Source organism: Pseudomonas sp. GM78 (assembly GCF_000282475.1).
GTDB lineage: Bacteria > Pseudomonadota > Gammaproteobacteria > Pseudomonadales > Pseudomonadaceae > Aquipseudomonas.
Window position 1 is genome coordinate 174699 of sequence record NZ_AKJF01000198.1, and the last position, 22537, is coordinate 197235.

At 59.1% G+C, this 22537-nt stretch carries 27 protein-coding genes; 10 read left to right on the forward strand and 17 right to left on the reverse strand.

Features of this window, described 5'->3' with window-relative positions; translation table 11 throughout:
• Positions 1-39: 39 nt before the first annotated feature.
• The 3 genes from PMI35_RS04895 to PMI35_RS04885 all read right to left on the reverse strand — a co-directional run bounded on the left by PMI35_RS04895 (position 40) and on the right by PMI35_RS04885 (position 3687).
• Positions 40-1566, reverse strand: coding sequence for a SulP family inorganic anion transporter (locus tag PMI35_RS04895; RefSeq protein ID WP_008064751.1), 1527 nt, complete (start codon positions 1564-1566; stop codon positions 40-42).
• A 90-nt stretch (positions 1567-1656) separates the two neighbouring features.
• Entirely contained in the window at positions 1657-2388 is a 732-nt protein-coding gene (locus PMI35_RS04890) for a carbonic anhydrase (protein WP_008064759.1), read from the reverse strand.
• Positions 2389-2628: 240 nt separating this feature from the next.
• On the reverse strand, positions 2629-3687 hold the full coding sequence (locus PMI35_RS04885; RefSeq protein WP_008064761.1) for a PA0069 family radical SAM protein: 1059 nt from the start codon (positions 3685-3687) through the stop codon (positions 2629-2631).
• Between the two features lie 196 nt (positions 3688-3883).
• Here PMI35_RS04885 and PMI35_RS04880 point away from each other — a divergent pair, with 196 nt between their 5' ends.
• Positions 3884-4189, forward strand: a complete 306-nt coding sequence (locus PMI35_RS04880) for a hypothetical protein (RefSeq protein ID WP_008064763.1) — start codon at positions 3884-3886, stop codon at positions 4187-4189.
• 54 nt (positions 4190-4243) lie between these two features.
• On the opposite strand, the gene PMI35_RS04875 is transcribed toward PMI35_RS04880, so the two are convergent.
• Positions 4244-4531, reverse strand: coding sequence for a YheV family putative zinc ribbon protein (locus tag PMI35_RS04875; RefSeq protein WP_008064765.1), 288 nt, complete (start codon positions 4529-4531; stop codon positions 4244-4246).
• Entirely contained in the window at positions 4528-6579 is a 2052-nt protein-coding gene (prlC, locus tag PMI35_RS04870; protein ID WP_008064769.1) for an oligopeptidase A, read from the reverse strand. The genes PMI35_RS04875 and prlC overlap by 4 nt, the downstream gene beginning before the upstream one ends.
• 89 nt (positions 6580-6668) lie before the next feature.
• Between prlC and PMI35_RS04865 the strand changes: the two genes are divergently transcribed.
• Positions 6669-7214 carry a gamma carbonic anhydrase family protein gene (locus PMI35_RS04865; RefSeq protein ID WP_008064772.1) on the forward strand — a complete coding sequence of 182 codons (546 nt, stop codon included), beginning with the start codon at positions 6669-6671 and terminating at the stop codon, positions 7212-7214.
• A 28-nt stretch (positions 7215-7242) separates the two neighbouring features.
• A complete protein-coding gene (locus PMI35_RS04860; protein ID WP_008064774.1) occupies positions 7243-7893 on the forward strand; it encodes an HAD family hydrolase in 651 nt (216 codons plus the stop codon).
• A 139-nt stretch (positions 7894-8032) separates the two neighbouring features.
• On the opposite strand, the gene PMI35_RS04855 is transcribed toward PMI35_RS04860, so the two are convergent.
• A complete protein-coding gene (locus tag PMI35_RS04855; RefSeq protein WP_008064776.1) occupies positions 8033-9109 on the reverse strand; it encodes an aminopeptidase in 1077 nt (358 codons plus the stop codon).
• A 60-nt stretch (positions 9110-9169) separates the two neighbouring features.
• On the opposite strand from PMI35_RS04855, the gene PMI35_RS04850 reads away from it, so the two are divergent.
• Together PMI35_RS04850 and PMI35_RS04845 are read left to right on the forward strand one after the other, a co-directional pair.
• Positions 9170-9592, forward strand: coding sequence for a PA0061/PA0062 family lipoprotein (locus PMI35_RS04850; protein ID WP_008064778.1), 423 nt, complete (start codon positions 9170-9172; stop codon positions 9590-9592).
• Between the two features lie 40 nt (positions 9593-9632).
• Positions 9633-10055, forward strand: a complete 423-nt coding sequence (locus tag PMI35_RS04845; protein ID WP_008064779.1) for a PA0061/PA0062 family lipoprotein — start codon at positions 9633-9635, stop codon at positions 10053-10055.
• Positions 10056-10061: 6 nt separating this feature from the next.
• On the opposite strand, the gene PMI35_RS04840 is transcribed toward PMI35_RS04845, so the two are convergent.
• Together PMI35_RS04840 and PMI35_RS04835 are read right to left on the reverse strand one after the other, a co-directional pair.
• The gene (locus PMI35_RS04840) at positions 10062-10295 is read right to left on the reverse strand and encodes a DUF1161 domain-containing protein (RefSeq protein ID WP_008064781.1); all 234 of its coding nucleotides are present in this window, start codon (positions 10293-10295) and stop codon (positions 10062-10064) included.
• Between the two features lie 187 nt (positions 10296-10482).
• Positions 10483-10914, reverse strand: coding sequence for an OsmC family protein (locus PMI35_RS04835; protein WP_008064783.1), 432 nt, complete (start codon positions 10912-10914; stop codon positions 10483-10485).
• Positions 10915-11154: 240 nt separating this feature from the next.
• On the opposite strand from PMI35_RS04835, the gene PMI35_RS04830 reads away from it, so the two are divergent.
• A complete protein-coding gene (locus PMI35_RS04830) occupies positions 11155-12156 on the forward strand; it encodes an LLM class flavin-dependent oxidoreductase (RefSeq protein ID WP_008064785.1) in 1002 nt (333 codons plus the stop codon).
• A gap of 92 nt (positions 12157-12248) precedes the next feature.
• Here PMI35_RS04830 and PMI35_RS04825 read toward each other — a convergent pair whose 3' ends face one another.
• Entirely contained in the window at positions 12249-12473 is a 225-nt protein-coding gene (locus PMI35_RS04825; protein ID WP_008064787.1) for a DUF1161 domain-containing protein, read from the reverse strand.
• 122 nt (positions 12474-12595) lie between these two features.
• Positions 12596-12811: a dodecin gene (locus PMI35_RS04820; RefSeq protein WP_008027736.1), complete on the reverse strand. Its 216-nt coding sequence runs from the start codon at positions 12809-12811 to the stop codon at positions 12596-12598.
• A 156-nt stretch (positions 12812-12967) separates the two neighbouring features.
• Between PMI35_RS04820 and PMI35_RS04815 the strand changes: the two genes are divergently transcribed.
• On the forward strand, positions 12968-13294 hold the full coding sequence (locus tag PMI35_RS04815; RefSeq protein WP_008064789.1) for a DUF883 family protein: 327 nt from the start codon (positions 12968-12970) through the stop codon (positions 13292-13294).
• Here PMI35_RS04815 and PMI35_RS04810 read toward each other — a convergent pair.
• Entirely contained in the window at positions 13267-14184 is a 918-nt protein-coding gene (locus PMI35_RS04810) for a LysR family transcriptional regulator (protein ID WP_008064791.1), read from the reverse strand. The two genes, PMI35_RS04815 and PMI35_RS04810, sit on opposite strands and share 28 nt — an antisense overlap.
• 112 nt (positions 14185-14296) lie before the next feature.
• On the opposite strand from PMI35_RS04810, the gene trpB reads away from it, so the two are divergent.
• From trpB to PMI35_RS04795, 3 genes are all read left to right on the forward strand, one after another.
• The gene (gene trpB / locus PMI35_RS04805) at positions 14297-15517 is read left to right on the forward strand and encodes a tryptophan synthase subunit beta (protein ID WP_008064793.1); all 1221 of its coding nucleotides are present in this window, start codon (positions 14297-14299) and stop codon (positions 15515-15517) included.
• Entirely contained in the window at positions 15517-16329 is an 813-nt protein-coding gene (trpA, locus tag PMI35_RS04800; protein ID WP_008064795.1) for a tryptophan synthase subunit alpha, read from the forward strand. Before trpB ends, trpA begins: the two co-directional genes overlap by 1 nt.
• A gap of 121 nt (positions 16330-16450) precedes the next feature.
• Positions 16451-16891 (forward strand): anti-virulence regulator CigR family protein, encoded by a 441-nt coding sequence (locus PMI35_RS04795; RefSeq protein ID WP_008064797.1) that lies wholly within the window; start codon positions 16451-16453, stop codon positions 16889-16891.
• Positions 16892-16939: 48 nt separating this feature from the next.
• Here the strand turns inward: PMI35_RS04795 and PMI35_RS04790 are convergent, their stop codons facing one another.
• The 6 genes from PMI35_RS04790 to PMI35_RS04765 all read right to left on the reverse strand — a co-directional run bounded on the left by PMI35_RS04790 (position 16940) and on the right by PMI35_RS04765 (position 22354).
• The gene (locus tag PMI35_RS04790) at positions 16940-18901 is read right to left on the reverse strand and encodes a DUF7844 domain-containing protein (protein WP_032832028.1); all 1962 of its coding nucleotides are present in this window, start codon (positions 18899-18901) and stop codon (positions 16940-16942) included.
• Positions 18898-19218, reverse strand: a complete 321-nt coding sequence (locus PMI35_RS04785; RefSeq protein WP_008064818.1) for a DUF2388 domain-containing protein — start codon at positions 19216-19218, stop codon at positions 18898-18900. Before PMI35_RS04785 ends, PMI35_RS04790 begins: the two co-directional genes overlap by 4 nt.
• Before the next feature lie 28 nt (positions 19219-19246).
• On the reverse strand, positions 19247-19561 hold the full coding sequence (locus PMI35_RS04780) for a DUF2388 domain-containing protein (protein WP_008064819.1): 315 nt from the start codon (positions 19559-19561) through the stop codon (positions 19247-19249).
• Between the two features lie 106 nt (positions 19562-19667).
• Entirely contained in the window at positions 19668-19985 is a 318-nt protein-coding gene (locus PMI35_RS04775) for a DUF2388 domain-containing protein (RefSeq protein ID WP_008064820.1), read from the reverse strand.
• Between the two features lie 340 nt (positions 19986-20325).
• A complete protein-coding gene (locus tag PMI35_RS04770; RefSeq protein WP_007947887.1) occupies positions 20326-20541 on the reverse strand; it encodes a DUF1127 domain-containing protein in 216 nt (71 codons plus the stop codon).
• A gap of 319 nt (positions 20542-20860) precedes the next feature.
• The gene (locus PMI35_RS04765; RefSeq protein WP_008064821.1) at positions 20861-22354 is read right to left on the reverse strand and encodes an acetyl-CoA hydrolase/transferase family protein; all 1494 of its coding nucleotides are present in this window, start codon (positions 22352-22354) and stop codon (positions 20861-20863) included.
• Between the last annotated feature and the right edge of the window lie 183 nt (positions 22355-22537).

Sequence of the window (22537 nt, forward strand, 5' to 3'; positions counted from 1 at the left end):
GGCCCATCGCGAGCAGGCTCGCTCCTACAGGTGTTTTACTCAGCCAGCCGCACCAATACCGATGTTGGTCCTCACCCGCCCCTCCAGCCTGCGCTTCAACCCGCGCGATTCGATCAACAACTTCGAACCCTTGGCCGCATTGGCCCGTCCCCATTCCTCCAGCAGCTCCAGACACGAATGATCGATGTAGCTCAGGTTATTGAGCGGCACATGCACCGTCGCACCGGCTGGAATACTGCCCAGTACCCGGGTCAATGCCGGGACCTTGAGAAAGGTCGCCGCACCCACCAGGCGCAGCTCCATTTCACCATCCCGGGGCAGGTCGATCAGGCTGATTTTCAGTCGTGAAGCCTTCAGCGCCAGTTTCACCAGGGTCAAGCCGAAGCCGATCAGCACGCCTGTCAGCAGGTCAGTGAAGATGATCGCCAATGCCGTCGCGGCGTAGGTGAACATCGGCATCCGACCGTATCGACCCAAACCGCGAAAAGCCTTGAGGTCGACCAGTTTGAAACCCGTGTAAACCAACACACCGGCGAGGCTCGCCACGGGAATGCTTTGCAGCACGCTCGACAGCAACATCACGAACGCCAGCAGCCACAATCCGTGGAGGATCGTCGAATAGCGCGTGGTTGCACCCGCCTGGACGTTGGCTGAGCTACGTACGATCACCCCGGTCATCGGCAACGCGCCGAGCAATCCGCACAGCATGTTACCGACGCCTTGGGCAGACAGTTCGCGGTCGAAGTCCGAACGTTGACCACTGTGCATGCGGTCGACGGCGGCGGCGGACAGCAGGGTTTCGGCGCTGGCGATGAAGGCTACGGCGAATGCCGCGATCAGCAGCGCAGGGTCAGCCAGGTTCAGCAAGTCTGCAGGTTTCAGCCAGTCGATGGCTTCGGCCAGATTGGCGGGCACTTCCACCCGTTTGACTTGCAGCGCCAAGACCAGGCTGACGACGGTGGCGATCCCTACTCCAAGTAACGCGCCGGGAACGAAGCGCAGGGAATGGGGACGCAGCTTTTCCCACAGCCACATCACAGCGATCGTTGCCAGCCCGAGCAAACCAGCCTGCCAGCCAAAGGAGGGCAAAGCTTGAGCCACGGCGGCTGGGAAAGCTGCCAGGTTATCCAGCCCTGAGGGCTTTGGCGTGGCGTCCAGCATCACGTGCAGCTGAGACAGGACGATCAGCACCCCGATCCCGGCGAGCATGCCGTAGACAACGGCGGGCGCTGTCACGCGAAACCAGCAGCCCAGTTTCAACCGACCGGCCACCAGTTGTAAAAAGCCCGCCAACAGAAGGATCGGCCCGAGCATGACCACGCCATGCTGGCGTACCAGTTCGAATACCAACACCGCCAGGCCTGCCGCCGGGCCACTGACTTGCAAAGGCGAGCCGGCCAGCCAACCGACTACCAGGCCACCGATGATCCCGGTGATCAGGCCTTTGGCCGGTGGCAATCCCGAAGCAATGGCAATGCCCATGCACAGGGGCAGGGCGACCAGAAACACGACCACCGAAGCCAGCAGCTCCCGTGGCAGCACAGCTTTAAGTTGCGCAGCACGCATGATGATTCTCCCGAAGTTTTCTTCAGGCATGGCAAGGCCGGGCCGCTGAAACAGCGGCCGGCGTCAAACCACACAGATGGTTAGGAGGATTTAGAAGCGCGCTTTGGGCGTCGCCACCGGAATCGGATGGCTGCCGTCGAGCGGGAGGAATCGACCCTGATCCGCGTCGTAAGCTTTGATTTCGCTGGTTTCGATGTCATAGACCCAGCCATGGATGAACAGTTGACCGTTCGCCATGCGCGAGGCTACCGAAGGGTGGGTCCGCAAGTGCTGCAACTGGGCGATGACATTTTCATCGGTGAGGACATGCATGCGCTCGTTTTCGTCGGCGCAGTTGCAGTTGTCGTGCACCATGGTCTTCGCGACCTCCGCATGCCGCAGCCAGGCTTTGACCGTAGGCATTTTTTCCAGGCTGTCGGGATTGAGTACCGCACGCATCGCTCCGCAATCGGAGTGGCCGCAGATGATGATGTGCTGCACGCCCAGTGCCAGTACCGCGTACTCGATGGCGGTGGAAACACCACCGTTCATCTGGCCGTAAGGTGGAACGACGTTGCCGACGTTGCGGGTGACGAACAGGTCGCCAGGCGAGCTGTGGGTGATGAGCTCGGGCACGATGCGCGAATCAGCGCAGGTAATGAACATCGCCCGTGGTTGTTGGGCCGTGGCGAGTTTTTTGAAGAGTTCTTCCTGTTGCGGAAAGATCTCATGATGAAAATGCAAAAAGCCGTCAACGATATGCTGCAGCGCTGCATCGGCGCTTTCCGCCTCGGGTTTGGCAGAAGCCGACGCAGCCAACGGCTGTTTATCCTTGTCACTCATGATTCATCCTCTTTTGCGGAGTCAGGGATATTCCCGTTTTGTCCGGTGTGAAGCCAGTGGCTGTTTAAAAAAACATCCAGGTCGTCAATCGACCCGTCAGTCACTCGATGAACAAGGTAGCCGTCGAATCTTAACTCAAACTGAATAGACCGCTCTAGAACCTGTGTTCCAGGTCACAAAAAACGTGACTGGGGAAAAGTTGAGCGCGTTCCCCAGTACTCAACCATAGGCTAATTGTCCTCAAATCAACGACATTTGGCGACCCGGCGGACAGAAGGCTTCGCAGTCCAGGTTAAAACCTTCCCGATGGTTAAGCCCCAGGCGCTTGATGGCCTTGGCAAAACGTTGTGCCAACAAATCGGCAAAGGGGCCTTCACCACGCATGCGTGCACCAAAGCGACTGTCGTACAGCTCGCCGCCCCGGCTCTGGCGAATCAGGCTCAGGACATGGGCCGCACGTTGCGGATAGTGGGCCGCCAGCCACTCTTCGAACAGGGGAGCGACCTCCAGGGGCAACCGCAACATCATATAGGCGGCGCTCTGTGCCCCAGCCGCGTGTGCCTCTGTGAGCAGGTTTTCGATTTCGCTGTCGTTGATCATCGGAATCATGGGCGAACACAGCACACCCACTGGAACGCCCGCTTCGCGCAACACCCTGATCGCCCGGAGCCGGGCCTTGGGTGTCGCCGCGCGGGGTTCGAGGATGCGCTTGAGCTCGTCGTCCAGCGTGGTCAGGCTGATCATCACCGCCACCAGCCTTTGCCGAGCCAGTTCGGCCAGCAGGTCCAGATCGCGCAGAATCAACGAGCCCTTGGTCACGATTGTCACCGGATGACGGTAGCGCAGCAGCACTTCGAGGGTTTGGCGGGTGATCTTGTACTCGCGCTCGATGGGCTGGTAAGGATCGGTGTTGGACCCCAGGTTTATGGGGGCACATTGGTAGCCACGTTTGGAGAGCTGTTCCTCCAGTATGTCCGCGGCATTGGTCTTGGCGATCAGCTTCGTCTCGAAATCCAGGCCTGGTGACATGTCCCAATAAGCGTGGCTGGGCCGCGCGTAACAGTAGATGCAACCGTGCTCGCAGCCACGATAAGGATTGATCGATCGATCGAAGGGCAGGTCCGGTGAGTTGTTGCGGGTGATGATGGTTTTCGCCGTCTCGATGGACACCTCGGTGCCTTGGGTCATCGGCGCTTCCTGATACCAGCCGTCGTCCTCGGCCACCGAGCGATGGGGTGCGAAGCGGTTATGCGGGTTGGTGGCGGTGCCGCGACCGCGTGGGGGCAATGGCGCGTTCATGGGGCTGGCTCGCATGCTGTATGCCCATACAGTATACGTGAAAGACTCAAGTGACCAGTGCCGTTTGGCAGCTCTTCGGTCTGGTCTCGAAAGTCATTGAACGATACATATCGCGTCTGGTTGAAACGCTCCAGGCACCGGTATTGTTATGGCCGCTCCATGCATTGATTGGGGTATTAATTAAAAGGATTTAATTATGTCTATGTTCAATCGTCGCGGTATTTTTTTACAAAAGCTTGGCCCAAGCGCCGTCAATCCAAAAGAAGTGCAAGTATCGATGCAGTTCGCATTGAAAGAAGAGACTTGGGATGCAAAAAATTTCGCGACGACCACCGCTTTGCTGGACTCCACCACTCTCATCGCCTCCTCAAATGATGGGGGACAATCAATCAAGATCCGTAACTTCAATAAAGATGTCGATGGTGATGGCGATGTTGACGCCGAGGACCTGCTGAAACTGCTGGCGCTGGCTAAAGCCTACGTCAGCATTTCCACGCCTTGACTGAAACTCGATTACCTCTCACGGCGTTGCGCCGTGAGAGGTGTCGCTTCCTACTCAGTGTTGTTCGTCAGGCTTTTTCTTCAGCTTCGGGTTCGGAAAAAACTGCACGGCCTGAACCTTGGTGTCCGCAGGCTTGAGTGCGGAAGTGTTGACCCGGGTGCCCAGTTCCTTGGGAACGGACAGGCCTTGTTCATTCAGCGTATCGGAGTAACCGCAGGCCACGCACTCGCGGTGCGGTACGTCGTCTTCGCTCCACATCATCAACTTGTCCGGCTCGCTGCAGGCCGGGCAAACCGCGCCGGCGATAAAGCGTCGTTTGGTAATCACGGGACTCTCACTCATGCTGCTGCGCCCTCACTCAGGCCGCTGTGGCGCAAGAGTGCGTCAATCGACGGCTCACGACCACGGAAGTCGACGAACAGCACCATCGGCTCTTGAGAACCGCCGCGCGCCAGGATCGCTTCTCGGAACGCCCGGCCGGTGTCAGCATTGAGCACACCTTCTTCCTCGAATTTGGAGAAAGCATCGGCCGAGAGCACTTCAGCCCATTTGTAGCTGTAGTAGCCCGCCGCGTAACCACCGGCAAAGATGTGCGCGAAGCTGTTAGGGAAACGATTGTAGGCCGGAGGACGCATCACCGACACCTCGTCACGCACGCCTTCAAGCACTTGCAGTACGCTGCGACCGTCACCGTGGGTGGCGTGCAGTTCGAAGTCGAACAGCGAGAACTCCAGTTGGCGGACCATCATCAGGCCGGACTGGAAGTTTTTCGCCGCGAGCATTTTCTGCAGCAGGTCCTGTGGCAGGGGTTCGCCGGTTTCATAGTGACCGGAGATCAGCGCCAGCCCCTCGGGCTCCCAGCACCAGTTTTCCATGAATTGGCTCGGCAGCTCGACCGCGTCCCAGGCCACACCGTTGATGCCAGACACCCCGGCGTGCTCGACGCGGGTCAGCAGATGATGCAGGCCATGACCGAACTCGTGGAACAGGGTGGTGACTTCATCGTGGGTCAGCAGCGCAGGCTTGCCGCTGTCGGCTGGAGTGAAGTTGCACACCAGGTTGGCCACCGGGCTCTGCAGCACGCCCTCGGCGGTGCGGCGACGGTCACGGGCACCGTCCATCCAGGCGCCACCGCGTTTGTTGGCGCGGGCGTAAAGGTCGAAGAAGAAGCGGCCGACGTGCTGGCCGTTTTCCTTGATTTCGAACAGGCGCACATCCGGGTGCCAGGTGTCGAAGCCTTGCTGCTCGGCGATTTCGATGCCGTACAGGCGTTGCACGATGGCGAACAGGCCGCCCAGTACTTTATCGATCGGGAAGTAGGCACGCAGGGCTTCCTGGGCAACGCTGTAACGCTGCTCGCGAAGTTTTTCGCCGTAGAAGCCGCTGTCCCAGCTTTGCAGGTCGGGGCAACCCTGCTCGGCGGCATAAGCCTTGAGCTGTTCCAGGTCCTGGGCGGCGAACGGTTTGCTGCGCTTGGCCAGGTCGCGCAGGAAGCTCAGCACCTGATCGCTGGATTCAGCCATCTTGGTGGCCAGGCTCAACTCCGAGAAGCTTGCGAAGCCCAGGAGTTTCGCCAGTTCCTGACGCAGGTCGAGGATTTCCTGCATGACCGGGCCGTTGTCGTTCTGGCCGGCATTCGGGCCCTGGTCCGACGCGCGGGTGCAGTACGCCGCGTAGACTTCTTCGCGCAGGGCGCGGTCATGGGCGTAGGTCATCACCGCGTAGTAGCTCGGGAATTCCAGGGTGATCAGCCAGCCATCGAGGTCCTTGGCTTGCGCGGCGGCGGCCATTTGCGCCTTGGCCGAATCGGTCAGGCCGGCGAGGGCGGCTTCTTCGGTGATGTGCTTGGTCCAGGCCTGGGTAGCGTCCAGCAGTTGGTTGGAGAAGCGGCTGCCCAACTCCGACAATTTGCTCTGCACTTGGGCGTAGCGTTTCTGCTCGGCTTCCGGCAGGTCGATACCCGACAGACGGAAATCGCGCAGGGCGTGTTCCAGGATAGTTTTCTGCGCTACGTCGAAACCGGCGGCTTCCGGGCTGTTGGCCAGGGCTTCATAGGCCTGGAACAGTTCACGGTTCTGGCCCATTTCGGTGGAGTAGGCGCTCAGGGCCGGCAGGCAGGACTCGTAGGCTTCGCGCAGTTCGGCACTGTTGCACACGGCGTTCAAGTGGCTGACCGGACTCCACGCCGCACCCAGGCGGTCGTTGAGCTCGTCCATGGCCAGTACCAGCCCAGCCCAGGTCGGTTGTTTGCCCTGGGCCTTGAGGATCTCGATAATGGCGGCGCGGTTGTCAGCCAGGATCTGTTCAATGGCCGGTTGCACGTGCTCGGCACGGATCGCGGAGAACGGCGGCAGGTCATAGGACTGCAAAAGAGGGTTGTTCACGCTCACGGTTGGCACCTTGGCTGGAAGAAACGTACAGCCATCTTAATTACAATCGACACTCACCGCAGCTATCAGCGACAGAGAGAGAACCTATCGTGTCCCTTCGCAAGTACCAGAACCACACGCCGTTGCTCGGTAAAGGCGCTTTTGTCGACAGTTCGGCGGTGGTGATCGGCGATGTTGAAATCGGCGAAGACAGCTCGGTGTGGCCATTGACGGTGATCCGCGGCGACATGCACCGCATCCGCATTGGCGCGCGCACCAGCGTGCAGGACGGCTGTGTGCTGCACATCACCCATGCCGGGCCTTTCAACCCCGACGGTTTCCCGTTGCTGATTGGCGATGACGTGACCATCGCCCACAAAGTCATGCTGCATGGCTGCACCGTCGGCAGCCGGGTGTTGATCGGCATGGGCAGCATCGTAATGGACGGCGCGGTGGTCGCCGACGATGTGATCATCGGCGCCGGTAGCCTGGTGCCACCGGGCAAACGCCTGGAAAGCGGGTTTCTATATGTGGGCAGCCCGGTGAAACAGATCCGGCCACTGACCGACAAGGAACAAGCCTTTTTCACCTACAGCGCGGCGAACTACGTGAAGCTCAAGGATCTGCATCTTGCCGAAGGCTACGACCAGATCTGAAACATCTCGCTATCGCCCAGGAATTTTCATGCATTACCAAACCGTTCTGTTCGACCTAGATGGCACCCTGACCGACCCGCGCGAAGGCATTACCCGTTCGATCCAGTTTGCCCTGGGCAAGTTGGGCATAGATGAGCCCGACCTGACCAAGCTCGAACACTTCATCGGCCCGCCCTTGTTGCAGGCCTTCATGCAGTTCTATGACTTTGACGAGGCCAGGGCCTGGGAGGCGGTGAACTTCTACCGGGAACGGTTCAAGGTCACCGGGTTGTACGAAAACCGGGTGTTCGACGGCGTCACGCCGCTGCTCGAAACCCTGGGTGGGCAAGGACGACAACTGTACATCGCGACCTCCAAACCCTGGGTCTTCGCCCGGGAAATCGCCCGCCATTTCGACTTCGCCAAACACTTCAAGGTGATTTACGGCAGCGAACTGGACGGCACCCGCACCAATAAAGTCGAATTGATCGCCCACCTGATGGCCGAAGAGGGCCTCGACCCGGCCAGCACCCTGATGATCGGCGACCGCAAGCACGACCTGATCGGTGCGCGCAGTAACGGGCTGGATGCGGCAGCGGTGGGTTATGGGTTTGGCAGTCGGGAGGAGTTGAGCGCTGAAGCACCGGCCTATCATTTTGAAACGTTGGACGAGATGCATCAGGCGTTTTTGCAGCGCTAGTTAAAACGCCTTCGCGGGCAAGCCCGCTCCCACAGGGTTCTGCGTCGATCTCAATTTACAGGTCGACACAAATCACTGTGGGAGCGGCGGTGCGGCGACCCGACTTGCCCGCGAAGAGGGCCTCACCGCCACCAAAGATTTATGATCCAACCAAATCCTTCAGCGCCGCCTTGCGTTCACCAACAGGCAACGCACCCAACTTCTCGACCCGCGCATAAAACTTCACCCAATCCCCACCCTCCTGCCTGAACAACTCGGCAAACGCCGGCACCCATTGGTCATACAGGCCAAACGGCAGTAATCGCGCATTGTTCATCGGCGCATTGATCCACGCGTCGTAACGTTTATCCCCGGCCCATTGTTTATCACGCATCTGTCGGTATTCAGCGCGCAACTGTTCGAACGCCTCGGCTTTACGCTGGCGCATTTGCTCGGGCGGCAGCGGTAGGCTGTACAATTTTTCCAGCCGGGTGCGGGTGTCCAGAATCAGCTCAATGAATTGGTCCCGTTGTTGCGTCTTTGTCCCGCTTTCGGGTGGCAGGTTACGGTAAGCCCGCCACTGGCGAGTACCTTCCTGCTCGACGAAGGTGGCGAATGACTCGTTGAACTCAGTGTCATCCTTCACATAAACGCGCTGATGTGCGAGTTCATGAAAGATCAGCGTGGCCAGGCGTTCATCGCCCCAGCCCATCATTGAGTTCATGATCGGATCGTTGAACCAGCCCAGGGTCGAATAGGCTTCTACTCCACCAATGGACACGTCCATCCCTTGCAGGCGCTGCAACGCCGCCTCACCGCGAGCCGCGCTCTGGCTGTAAAAACCGCGATAAGCCACGCAACCGGCGATGGGGAAGCAATGGTTTTGTGGCTTCAGGGAAAATTCCGGTGTGACAAACACGTTCCAGACTACATAGGGACGGCCAATGTCGGCATACAAGCGGTAACTCTGATTATCCGGTAAGTGCAGTTGCTGGCTGGCGAAGGTCCGGGCCTTTTGTGATTGGGCCAGGTGCGCGCGCAGTTTCTGATCGCGCTGCGGATCGGCAATCACCTGGGCAACGGGCTCCCGTGCCCGCAGCAATTGCAGCTGACCACTGGCCAACTGACTGTAGTAGCTGACGCTGGAACAACCGTTGAGTAACAAAAACAACACGCCCGGAAACAAAATGCGTAAAACGCGATCAAGTAACCCAAGGCTTCGACGCGGCCTGATCAAAATAAAAAAATCCCTGGAGAGTCTGCTCGCAAGACTATCCCGCTTGACTGGAGCTCCGCTATGCGCAAGTTGATGCTGACGGGAGGCCTGCTGATGCTGGCCGGTTGTGCAGGATTCGGATTACCTCGCCATGATCCGACGCAAGCATGGATCGATCTGGAGTCACATCAGGAAGACACGGCCCTGCTGGCGCTGGAGGTGGACAATAAAGCGGCCACCGACAAGCGCTATTTCGAGGTCCAACCCGGCAGCCATGAATTGACCGTTCGCTACCAGTTCCCGGTCCAGCCCACCAATATCGGCCCCGATGCGGAACCGCTGTGGCGAGACTGCCAGCTGAATGTGAAATTCAACGACTTCAACGCGGGCGAGCGCTATCAACTGCAGGCGGGGAATATCGGCTTTCGGCCATGGGCCAAGCTGTATGATCAACAGCGAAAAGTGATTGGCCAGGGCACACCGGCGGGCTGCCAACGGACCTGATCGGCGCTATTCTGAATATCCCGACATTGGGATATTCATCATGCGCAGGTTGATGCTGTTATTGGCCGCTAGTGCCCTGGCCGGCTGTTCGACGCCGATGCCGGCGGTCAATCCGAACATGGCGTGGGTAGACTTCTCTACGCCATTCCCTAACGATAAATTGCTGATGGCCGAGCGATTGGATAACCAGCGATTGCGCGACGGGCGTTATTTTCAGGTCACACCCGGTAGCCACGAGCTTACGGTGCGCTTCGATTTTGAAGTGCCAGGCGGCGGGGGCTCGGACTTGTTCGGCGGTACCACGGAGCGGTTGTGCTACATGATCGTCAAATACGATCATTTCGAAGCCGGTCAGCGTTATTTGTTACAAGCTCGCTCCATGGCGTTTACCCCTGAAGCGCGGCTGTATAACGCCAAGCATGAGATCGTTGCCGAAGCGGGCCAGATCAACTGCGTGCCGTAACTGCGGTCAGCGGTCATTCTTCTGGTAGATGATTTTTTTGGTGCCGCCATCGCACGAGCCAACGACCATGTTCTGATCGTGCACTTCGTCATTGGTAACGATTTCCAGGGTATAGGACGTCACCCCTGCAGCCTGAATCTTGGCTTCGATTTCGGCCTTGAGTTCTTCACAAGGTTTGGGTGCCGCCAGGGCCGAAGTGGCCAGGGCGCAACAGATGACCGCCAAGGCAAAACGTTTCATGGTTGAAGCTCCTTGAGGCAGCGCGCACAGGTCATGCGTTTTAGCTGCTGTCATTTATTCGACCACAATTTGACCCGGCAAATCTGTTTCAACTCAAAAAAGATCGCAGCCTTTGGCAGCTCCTACAGGATCAGCGTCAATCTGTAGGAGCTGTCGGAGGCTACGATCTTTCCATTTCAATGCGAGTTCAGCTGAGCAAAGTCGCATCCAGGCTGATTTTCGCATTCAGCACCTTGGATACCGGGCAGCCCTCTTTGGCCTTGTTGCTCAACTCATCGAACTGCGCCGGGCTCGCGCCAGGGATTTTTGCCTTGAGAATCAATTTCACGGCCGTGATCGCAAAACCACCTTCTACCTGGTCCAGGGTCACTTCGGCGTTGGTATCGATGCTGTCGGCCTTGAGGCCGGCGTCACCGAGAATCATGGAAAAGGCCATGGAGAAACAGCCCGCGTGGGCCGCACCGATCAACTCTTCCGGATTGGTGCCCTTGCCGCCTTCAAAGCGGGCCTTGAAGCCGTAGGGCGCGTCCCTGAGCACCCCGGTTTCGGTGGAAATCGAGCCGATGCCGGTTTTCAGATCACCTTCCCAGTGGGCGGATGCTTTCTTGGTGATAGCCATGCCTGTCTCCTCAAGATCCGGCGCGAAGGGTCGCGCCGTTGTGGTTTCGGTCGCTAGGGTTCTGAGGGTAGACCGGGGAGCAAAGTTCAGCGCATCTGATCGTTCGGCTTTTTTGCCGGTAAATTTCGCCGTGCTATTGAAACTCGGGTATATGCCCTCATTGCATGAAACACGCTTATGGATTCGGCAGGTTTTCGTTTGTAACAAAAAACCTGCGCCCTCAATTGGAGAAGCAGGTTTATGAAACGACTGTCCGATATCAAGTTCTCGACCCTCGACCTGGTGCCCGTGCGGGAGAACGGCAGCGCCGCCCAGTCGTTGCGCAACTCGCTGGACCTGGCGCAGCACGTGGAAAAATTCGGCTATAACCGGTTCTGGGTTGCCGAACACCACAACATGGACGGCATTGCCAGTTCCGCGACCTCCGTGCTGCTCGGCTATCTGGCCGGTGGCACCTCGACCATTCGGGTCGGTTCCGGCGGAGTCATGTTGCCCAACCATGCGCCGTTGGTGATCGCAGAACAGTTCGGCACGCTTGAAAGCCTGTATCCGGGGCGCATCGACCTGGGACTTGGCCGTGCACCCGGTTCCGATCAGATGACGGCCCGCGCACTGCGCCGTGAGCGCTCGGGTAGCGCCGACGACTTCCCGGACGATGTGGCCGAACTGGTGCGTTATCTCGGCCCGCGCACGCCGGACCAGCGCGTTATCGCGATGCCAGGAACCGGCACGAATGTCCCGATCTGGCTGCTGGGCTCAAGCCTGTTCAGCGCGCAGTTGGCAGGGGAGCGCGGGTTGCCCTACGCCTTCGCTTCACATTTCGCTCCACGCTTCATGCATGAGGCCATTCGCGTCTACCGCAATCATTTCAAGCCTTCTGCAGTGCTGGACAAGCCATACGTGATGCTCGGCGTGCCGCTGGTGGCCGCCGACACGGATGAGCAGGCCGACTATCTGGCAACCTCGGTATTCCAGCGCATTCTCGCGCTGATGCGCGGACAGAGCCTGGTGCAGCGCCCGCCGGTGAAAACGATGGACGGGCTGTGGTTGCCCCATGAAAAAGAAGCCGTCAGCGATTTCCTGGGGTTGGCGATGATCGGCAGCCCGCAAAAAATTCGCGCCAGGCTGGAAGTACTGATCGAGCAGACCCAGGCCGACGAACTGATTTTCACCTGCGACCTGTATGAACACGCGGATCGCCTGCACTCCTATGAGCTGCTGGCGCAGGTCATGAAGGGCTAGGCACGCTGACCGCAAAAAAGCCGACGCTGGCGTCGGCTTTTTGCTTGCAATCGGTCGGGGCTATCGTTTGTTGGAGCTACCGTTTTTAGGGACTACCGCTTGTAGACTATTTCCTTGCTGCCCTTCTCGCACGTGCCGACGATTTTTCCGCCAGACGCATTGCCTTTGTCGACGATTTCCAGCGAATAGCCAGAAACGCCCTTGGCATCAAGCCTTGCAGCGATTTCGGCTTTCAGCTCTTCGCAGGACTTGCCGCCTTCAGCAAAGGCAGTACCCGCCAGGCTCAACAAACCTACCGCCAAAATAAACTTCTTCATCGGTCGCATTCTCTGGTCGGATCAAAAAAAAGGCATCCAGCCATTGGCCGGAAACGCGCAAAGCGCATTGCCAGTCCCTATGGCACTCGGCCAGCGCGCAAGTTCAGAAGACTAGACCAACGTCAGCTGCTGGCAATCCGGAACCCGACCTTGAGCGTCACCTGGAAGTGCGCCGCCTTGCCGTCCTTGATGTGGCCGCGGGTTTCGGTCACTTCAAACCACTCCATGTACTTGAGGCTCTTGCTGGCCTCGGCCAGCGCGTTGTTGATCGCGTCTTCGATACTGCTGGTGGACGAGCCTACGAGTTCGACTTTCTTATAGGTGTGATGGTCAGTCATGGCGTTCTCCTTAGGGTGTGAAATACAGCCTAGCAGTGATTTTCTGTCTTACTTCCTTCGGCGCTGCGACATGGAAGCTCACATTTACTGCACTTTCTCGAGTCCCTGAAGTCCCAACCAACACACGCCACTCATCAACAATGCAGGAGAGCCACCATGGCCAACAGCTCGTTACGCAAAGCCTCATTGCAAAGCATGGAAGCGGAGATCGAGAGTCTGCTCAAATCCTTGGAAAACCTGAAGGACGACGCCTCGGACGAGTCGCGTAAAACCCTCAAGGTGCTTAAAGGCAATGCCGAGAATGCGTTGAGGCATTCGCGCCATCTGCTCTCGGATGCCTATGAAGAGGTCAAGGTCAAAACCCGTGAAACCGGAATTGCCACTCGTGATTACGCACAGGAGCACCCCTGGACGACTGCCGGTGTTGCCGTCGGAGCGCTGGGCCTGTTGGCGGCCTACCTGCTGTTTAAACGCGGGGAATGATCTGTCTGGCGCAGCTCATTCTTGAGCCATTGCGCCAGTTGCCTGGCGCGCCCGTCCGCGGCGCGCTTGGGTAGCCACAAGGCCAGATGAGCGGGTGTTTCGCAAAATCCCCAAGGGGCGACCAGGCGACCCGCCTTCAAGTCCTCGGCCACCAGCGGCTCGGGGGCAATCGCCACACCTAGTCCGGCCACCGCGGCTTCCAACAAGTAATACAAATGTTCGAAACCCTGCCCGTACTTCAACGCTTTGGCGTCGAGACCGCTTTGCTGCGCCCAGCTGGGCCAGGCTTGCGGACGCGAAGTGGTGTGCAGCAAGGGTTCAGTGAGCAGCGCGGTGGCCGGCGCCGTTTTCAGGCGCTCATAACCGGCAAATCGCGGGCTCATGACCGGGCCGATCCGTTCGCTGGCGAGTTCGAAGACCTGCATATCAGCGGGCCAGGGCGGTTCGGCGAAAACCAGCAGGGCATCCAGGCCCGGGCGACGGGGGTCGAGATCACCTTCGCCGGCCGACAGGTGCAGGCGCAGGTCGGGCAGATCAGCGTTCAGTCGCCCCAGGCGCGGTATGAACCAGCGTGCCAGCAGGCTTCCCGAGCAGCCCAGGACAAACGGCGCATCGGCGGTGCTTTGCGTGAGCTCGGCGCACACGGTGCGCAGACGCTCAAACGCTTCAGCGCTGGCGTCACGCAGACGCATGCCTGCATCTGTGAGTTTCAGGCCGCGTCCTTCCTTGATGAACAGCCTCACACCGAGGTGTTCTTCAAGCACTTTAAGCTGCCGGCTGACCGCACCATGAGTGACGTGCAGCTGCTCGGCCGCCTGACTGACGCTGTTTAAGCGGGCAGTGGCTTCGAAGGCTCGCAAGGCGTTCAGCGGTGGCAGGTCGTGGCTCATGGTATCTGTGAGTTTTCCTGACAGGTTGTTGCGATCTTATCGGTTTTCAGGGCCAGGCGTCAGGGGTAGAGTGAAGCCCATTGTCATATCACGCATTCAATTGGAGCGCCCCATGACCCAGACTAATCTGCGCAACGGCCCTGACGCCAATGGCCTGTTCGGCTCGTTCGGCGGCCGTTACGTCGCTGAAACCTTGATGCCGCTGGTCCTCGACCTGGCCCGTGAATACGAAGCGGCCAAGGAAGATCCTGCCTTCAAGGAAGAGCTGGCCTATTTCCAGCGCGACTACGTCGGTCGTCCGAGCCCGCTCTATTTCGCCGAACGCCTGACCGAATTCTGTGGCGGCGCGAAGATTTATCTCAAGCGTGAAGAGCTGAACCACACCGGCGCACACAAGATCAACAACTGCATCGGCCAGATCCTGCTGGCGCGGCGCATGGGCAAGAAACGCATCATCGCCGAAACCGGCGCCGGCATGCACGGCGTGGCGACCGCCACCGTGGCTGCGCGTTTTGGCCTGGACTGCGTGATCTACATGGGCACCACTGACATCGAACGTCAGCAGGCCAACGTGTTCCGCATGAAGCTGTTGGGCGCCGAAGTGATCCCGGTCGTGGCCGGTACCGGCACTCTGAAAGACGCGATGAACGAAGCCCTGCGTGACTGGGTGACCAACGTCGACAGTACCTTCTACTTGATTGGCACCGTGGCCGGTCCGCACCCTTACCCGGCTATGGTCCGCGACTTCCAGGCCGTCATCGGCAAGGAAACCCGTGACCAGCTGCAAGCCCAGGAAGGCCGCCTGCCGGACAGCCTGGTGGCGTGCATCGGTGGTGGTTCGAACGCCATGGGCCTGTTCCACCCGTTCCTGGATGACAAAAGCGTTGAGATCATCGGCGTGGAAGCGGCCGGCTACGGCATCGAAACCGGCAAGCACGCGGCCAGCCTGAACGGCGGCGTACCGGGTGTGCTGCACGGCAACCGGACCTTCCTGCTGCAGGACGAAGATGGCCAGATCATCGACGCCCACTCGATCTCCGCTGGCCTCGACTACCCTGGTATCGGCCCGGAACACGCCTGGTTGCATGACATCGGCCGTGTCCAGTACACCTCGGTGACCGACGACGAAGCGCTCGCGGCATTCCACCAGTGCTGCCGCCTGGAAGGGATCATTCCTGCCTTGGAAAGCGCCCATGCCTTGGCTGAAGTGTTCAAGCGCGCGCCGACTTTGCCGAAGGATCACCTGATGGTGGTCAACCTCTCCGGCCGTGGCGACAAAGACATGCAGACCGTCATGCACCATATGGAACAATCTAAGCAGGAGAAACACTGATGAGCCGCCTGCAAACGCGTTTTGCCGAACTCAAGGAACAGAATCGCGCCGCCCTGGTGACCTTCGTCACCGCCGGTGACCCGGACTACGACACCTCTCTGGCAATCCTCAAGGGTTTGCCGGCCGCTGGGGCCGACGTGATCGAATTGGGCATGCCCTTCACCGATCCGATGGCCGACGGCCCGGCGATTCAGCTGGCTAACATCCGCGCGCTGGGTGCTAAGCAGAATCTGGCGAAAACCCTGGAAATGGTGCGTGAGTTCCGCAAGGACAACACCGACACGCCGTTGGTGCTGATGGGTTACTTCAACCCGATCCACAAATATGGCGTGCCACGTTTCATCGCCGACGCGAAAGAAGCCGGTGTCGATGGCCTGATCGTGGTGGACATGCCGCCCGAGCATAACGGTGAGCTGTGCGACCCGGCCCAGGCGGCCGGTCTGGACTTCATCCGTCTGACTACCCCGACCACTGACGATGTGCGTCTGCCAACAGTCCTCAATGGCAGCTCCGGGTTTGTGTACTACGTATCGGTGGCTGGTGTGACCGGTGCTGGCGCCGCAACCCTGGAACACGTCGAAGAGGCGGTTACTCGCCTGCGTCGCCACACCGACCTGCCGATCAGCATCGGTTTCGGCATCCGCACGCCGGAGCAAGCGGCATCCATCGCGCGCCTGGCGGACGGTGTGGTGGTGGGCTCGGCACTGATCGATCACATCGCCAATGCCACGACGCCGGATCAGGCCATCGATGGCGTGCTGAGCCTGTGCTCGGCGTTGGCCGATGGCGTGCGTAAGGCTCGCGTCAGCTGAAGGTAAAGTTCCTGATACAGAGGAATTAGAGCCTCCCGACACAGACTAACCAGCAAGACCGAGGGCTTCAGGACTACGTTCTGAAGCCCTTTTTGTTGTGTGTGCGGTGAGGAAAGCCCCAATGAAAATGCCGAAACGTCTGATTGCCAGCCTGGGCGTGCTGATGCTCAGTGCGACCCCGTTGCTGCACGCCAGCGCCGATCAGCGCAACGATCATGACCACGGCGGCCCGCAACAGGGCCAATACGATAACCACGACAATGACCATCGTGGCGGGCAGGACAACCATCGCGGTGGACCACCCCGGGATTTTGGCCCGGTGCGTCAGACGATTCATGACCATCACGACTATTTCGTCCGTGGTGCGCCGTCGCCTCCAGGCATACATCTGGAACGCGGCCGGCCACTGCCCCATGGCTATTACGGCGAACGCCTGGACAATCGCGCGTTGAGTCGTTTGCCGTATTACCAGGGCTACGAATGGCGTCGCGCGGGTAGCGATATTGTATTGATCGCAATGGGTACCGGGATTGTCTACGAGATTCTCGAAGGGGTGCTCTGACCCGCGTTTGGCAAAAGGCTTCGCGGCTGTTGCGCCGCAAAGCCTTTTTTACGGCAACTCCAAACCACCCGAAGCCTTGTGCAGCTTGCGCAGGTGCTCGCCAATCTGTTTCACATTGGCCTCATTGGCCGCCATTTCCGCTGCACGGTCTGGATCGAGCAGCGCCCTGACTTCCTTGTCCAGATCCCCAGTCAGCGCCTGAAGCTGCTTCTGCCGCAGGCTGGTCTCCGATTCCAGGCGTTGCCATTCAGCAGGTTGTGGCAAGCCATACCCGCCGCTGCCGAGCAATTCCGCCGGACGGCTGAGGAACCCGCTGCTATCGAGGATTTGCCTCAGCGTTGCGTTGGCCTTGTCCATTCCGCCGTTCTTCAACTCACGGGCACCCAGGTAACGTTGCTTGACCTCGTCCTGTGCCAGGAGCAACTGCTGGCGATAGCTTGCCTGTTCGAGCAGGAGCAATGCCGCGCTGGTGCGCAAATCCGCCTGATCGAACCACTGGCGGCGCTGCGCTGCGGTCAGGGACAACCAGTCTTCGACCTTTTCCTGTTTGATCGGTAGCTGCTTTCGCAATACCTCGAACATCGCTTGATAGCGGTCGCGGAAGGAGTCGAAGCGATAACCCAGGCGCAGTGCCTCACGTGGATCGTCCAGCACGCTGGTATCCGCCAGCCCGCGGCCCTTCAGCACTTCCAGCAATCCATTGGGCATGATGTTGTCCAGGGCAACCAACTTTGAGTTATTGGTGCCGCCACGCAACAATTTCAGTTCTTCCACAGCGCAGTTGTTCGACAGGAAGAAGTAGTTGCCGTCGTAACTCCAGTGCATCTCGGCGGCACGTTCCACCACGTTTTCAATCTCTTCACGAGACAGGTTCAGCGGCACGGAGGCAAGGCTGCGCAGTTCGGTCTTGGTGTATTCGTCGATCACCTGGGCCAGTGGCAGCACGAACAGGCGTGACGGGTATTTACCCACCAATCCATCCCAACTCGATAGCTGCACGTCGCCCACGAATGCGCGGTAGGACAACACCAGGTGCTGGTCCAGGTCCAGGCGGCAATCCGGACCGCGTGGCCGGCCCGGTGCGCAGATCACCAGGCGCAACATGCTGTGGCCCCAACGGCTGACCCAGTTCTGGTTGGCCTCTGCCAGCAGGTAGTCGACGGCGTAGACCCGCTCCGGATCGACCTGGCCCAAAGGCGTCTTGGCAAAGTCATTGCCAGCATTGAGGAATGCGAAGGTCTTGCCGCAATCGCCCTTGGCCGCAGGTGCCCAGCCGAAGCGCTCCTTGTAGTAGCGGTACAGCGCAGGGCGGCGACAGGCGTAGCTCGGGTCGAGGAGGAAATACTCCATGTTGACCGCGACGAATTCCTTGGGACTGCTGGTCTCGTAGATATCCGGGCTGCGGACGATCTGGCGGTTGTGCTGTTCGCGCTCGCCACGACGGCCAACGTACTGTTGCCAACCGGCAAGGTCGAGCAGGCGCGGGTCGTCGCTGAAGGTAAAGCGTCGATCGGACTGGCCGCGGCATTGATCGGGAATGCCGATCAGCCCTGAACTGCCATTGCGTTGGGTACAGCGCTGGATCAGCGTGCGTTCCGTGTTCGACCAGAGGCGCGAGCGGTCATAAATGTGGGTAAGCTCATGCAGCACCGTGGCGAGCATTTCCCGGTGCACCGTGCCATGGGGGCGATAGGTTTTTTTGGTCGCGGCGCTGCCATCGGTGAGGCTCGCCAACAGGTTGCGATTCAGATCGAGCTCGGACACCAGCGACGCCTGGCCGTAGGCATCGCTGCGCATGTTATCGGTCCAGCCGACGTCAATACGCCGGTCGAGTTGTTCGATGAACCGTGGCGGCAATGCCTGCATGGCTTCATCAAGCAACGCTTGGCTGGCTTGCTGTTGCGCGGGGCTCAGGCCTTCGGTCTTGAGGCGTAGTTCGAGGTCGGCGTGGGCCGTGCTGCCGAACAGCAGCATGGCCCCGGCCAACAGCCAGGCAGCTGGCGACCTCACAGTGCGAGGATGGCTTCGGCGAGATCCTGATCACTGGCTTCGCGGGCTTCCGGAACGCGAGTGCGCAACAAGTTGAGAGCGGATTCCAGATGCGCACCACGAATATCGCCGTTGCTGGCGACGAAACTGGCGGCATCGTCCTGGGCTTCGCGGACAATTTTCGAGTCGCGGATCGACGTCGTGGTGTCGGAAGTGAAGTCCAGTGTGCGCTGGGTGGCACGAATGAGAATGTTGCTGGTGGCAACCAGGGTTTGGGCCTGGGCCACATCAGCCAACAACAGCAGGCCAAGGGTGGCAACAATCAGTGGGTTACGCATGGAACGACTCCGGAGAAACTTGGGATAACTATTGGACGAGAATTGCCTGTGCCAGTTCAAGGTCGCTGGCATGAAGTTTTGGCTGGGTCTGGCGCAGGTAAGCCAGGGCCGACTCCAGCCGTGCGCCTCTCATCTGGCCATCACTGGCGATGAATGCCGCGGCATCATCCCGGGCGGAGAGCAGTTTATGGTCGAAGGGGGCAGAGGTCACCATGCCTGAGGCATAACTGCTGGCCACGATGCCCTGGGTAGACAGGTTAAACGCGTCGAAAGCATGGGCCGGCCCTGAGTAGCAGGCTGCTAGAAATACTGGAGTAATCAACAGGCTTGAAAGAAAACGCATGAGACTCGACAGTTGAACGTGAGTCCCAAGGCTAGCGCAAGGCCCGGGCTAGAGCCAGTGCTGAAACATTGGGACACGCCACGCGTGTCCCTGTCGCGGCAAACGATTAGATGGTCAGGATGGCCTGTGCCAACTGTGCGTCGGTTGCGTTCAGTTGTGGAGCCTGATGGCGAATGTGATCAAGTGCGCTTTCCAGTTTTACCCCACGGATGCTGCCTTCGCTGGCGACGAAGCTGGCAGCATCGTCACGGGCCGCGAGCACGATCTTGTCGTCCTTGAACGAAGACGTGACGTCGGAGGTCGCGTCGGACGTGGCTTTGAGTGCACCGACGACGGCATCGGTGGTCACGATGAAGCTGGTGGCGTGGGCATTGGCAGCCACGGCAAGCAGGGCTGCAGCGCTGAGCAGACGAAGACGGGACATGGTGTAACTCCTTTGGATAAGACAATTAAGAGGTGGTGCAGTGTCTGATGAGTTAGACGTTAGACACTCGGGGGGGGCAACACGTTCTGGCTTGATATTAGGCCTGAGCAGGGCGTTTCGAACAGCCTATAAGAGAAAAGGTTGCTAAAAATCAGTTCGATCGGCCGAAAGGTAATTGTAGAACTGTATCGGTCTACTGTCTTGTTGTAGGAACTGTACCTGTTTGCGCATTAACAGGCCTGAAACGACAAAGCCCGTCGTGGCTTCCCACGACGGGCTTTGTTTTTTCAATTCGGGTTGCTGGCGGTAGACCCTGCAGGTCAGAGCCAGCGACGCTAACTTAGCGCCAGAACGGCTTGCTCAGCTCTTCGTAGCGTTGTGCTTCGCTAATCCCGGCATCAGCCAGCAGACGCGAATCCAGACGAGCCAGTTGGTGGCGGCTGGAGATGCGGCGCTGCCACAGCATCAGGTTGGCGATAACGCGCAGAGGCATGGAGGCCTGGGTTTTTGCAGCGGTGTCTTCGAAGAACAGATCGGAACTGAGTGTACGTTCCATGGTTTTCATCCTTCCGCTTATGGCGGGATTAGGTAGTGGCTTAACTGGTGCCCATGATCCTCTTGTTTGCCTAGTCTCTGTAGATACAGTTCATCTGTATTGTGAGAGCTCAGTTAACTGTTTATAGGGGGTGTACTGGTCAAAAATGAGGCAACTGTACCTGTCTGCGCCGTTATGGTGCAATTTTGCTCATTTGAGTGAAGTGTGTAGGAGAATTCGGTAAGAAAAGACCGGTACAGCAGTACAGTTTTTGATGGGATTGGGCTTAGCAACAGCAAGCTGACGAAACTGTGTTTGCGTCAGCTGCCATCTGTATCAATCAAACAGCGATCATTCTCCCGGTTTCTTCCAGGTTCATGTGCCAGCTCAGGGCACCACGCAGGATATGCGGGGTGTGTCCGCCGATTGCGCAGGCTGCCGTGAAGTAGTCGTTCAGCGCCTGACGGTAATCCGGGTGTACACAGTTGTCGATGATCACGCGAGCGCGCTCTCGAGGTGCCAGGCCGCGCAGGTCTGCCAGGCCGACTTCGGTGACGAGGATGTCGACATCGTGTTCCGTGTGGTCAACGTGGCTGACCATCGGCACCACGCTGGAAATCGCCCCGCCCTTGGCGATCGACTTGGTCACGAAGATAGCCAGGTGCGCGTTGCGCGCGAAGTCGCCCGAGCCGCCAATGCCGTTCATCATGCGCGTGCCGCAGACGTGGGTGGAGTTGACGTTGCCATAGATATCGAATTCAAGGGCGGTGTTGATGCCAATGATGCCGAGTCGGCGGACCACTTCCGGGTGGTTGGAGATTTCCTGCGGGCGCAGGACCAGTTTGTCCTTGTAGCGCTCCAGGTTGCCGAATACGTCAGCGTTGCGCCGGCTCGACAAGGTGATCGAGCTGCCGGAGGCAAAACTCAGCTTGCCGGCGTCGATCAGGTCGAACGTCGAGTCCTGAAGCACTTCGGAGTACATGGTCAGGTCTTCGAATGGCGATTCGATCAGGCCGCACATCACCGAGTTGGCGATGGTGCCGATACCGGCCTGCAGCGGGCCGAGCTTGTTGGTCATGCGACCCGCGTCGACTTCTTGCTTGAAGAAGTCGATCAGGTGATCGGCGATGGCCCGGGTGTCCACGTCCGGTGGCAGCACGGTGGACGGAGAGTCCGGCTGGTTGGTGACCACGATTGCGACGATCTTTTCCGGTGGGATCGGGATGGCGGTGCTGCCAATGCGATCGTCGACCTTGACCAGGGGAATCGGCGTGCGGGTCGGGCGATAGGTCGGGATATAGATGTCGTGCAGGCCTTCGAGGTTCGGGTTGTGCGCCAGGTTTATCTCGACGATCACGTGCTTGGCGAAAATCGCGAAGCTGGCCGAGTTGCCCACGGAAGTGGTCGGCACGATGTGGCCTTGCTCGGTAATGGCCACGGCTTCGATCACCGCGATGTCCGGCAGCTTCAGTTGCTGGTTGCGCAGCTGCTCGACGGTTTCCGAGAGATGTTGGTCGATGAACATCACATCGCCAGCGTTGATTGCCTTGCGCAAGGTGCTGTCCACCTGGAAGGGCATGCGGCGCGACAATACGCCGGCCTCGGTGAGCTGTTTATCGAGGTCGTTGCCCAGGCTGGCGCCGGTCATCAGGCTGATCTTCAACGGGGTGACCTTGGCCCGTTCGGCCAGTGCGTGGGGTACGGCCTTGGCTTCGCCGGCGCGGGTGAAGCCGCTCATGCCGACGGTCATGCCGTCCTCAATCAGAGCGGCAGCCTCGGCGGCGCTCATCACTTTATCCAACAACGAAGGCAGGCGAATACGGTCACGGTACATGGATTGTTATCTCGGGCAACGGGTAGCAGGACGTGCAGTCTAGTGAATTTCACGGCGCTGTGTCCCGCTACCAAGGTCGCAAACGAGGCGTCTATTCCGGTGCTTTCAGACAAAACACCGTTACCGTTTCGGTAATAACGCGGTGGTTTGTCCGACAATGTTCGCAAACAAAAACGCCCCGAC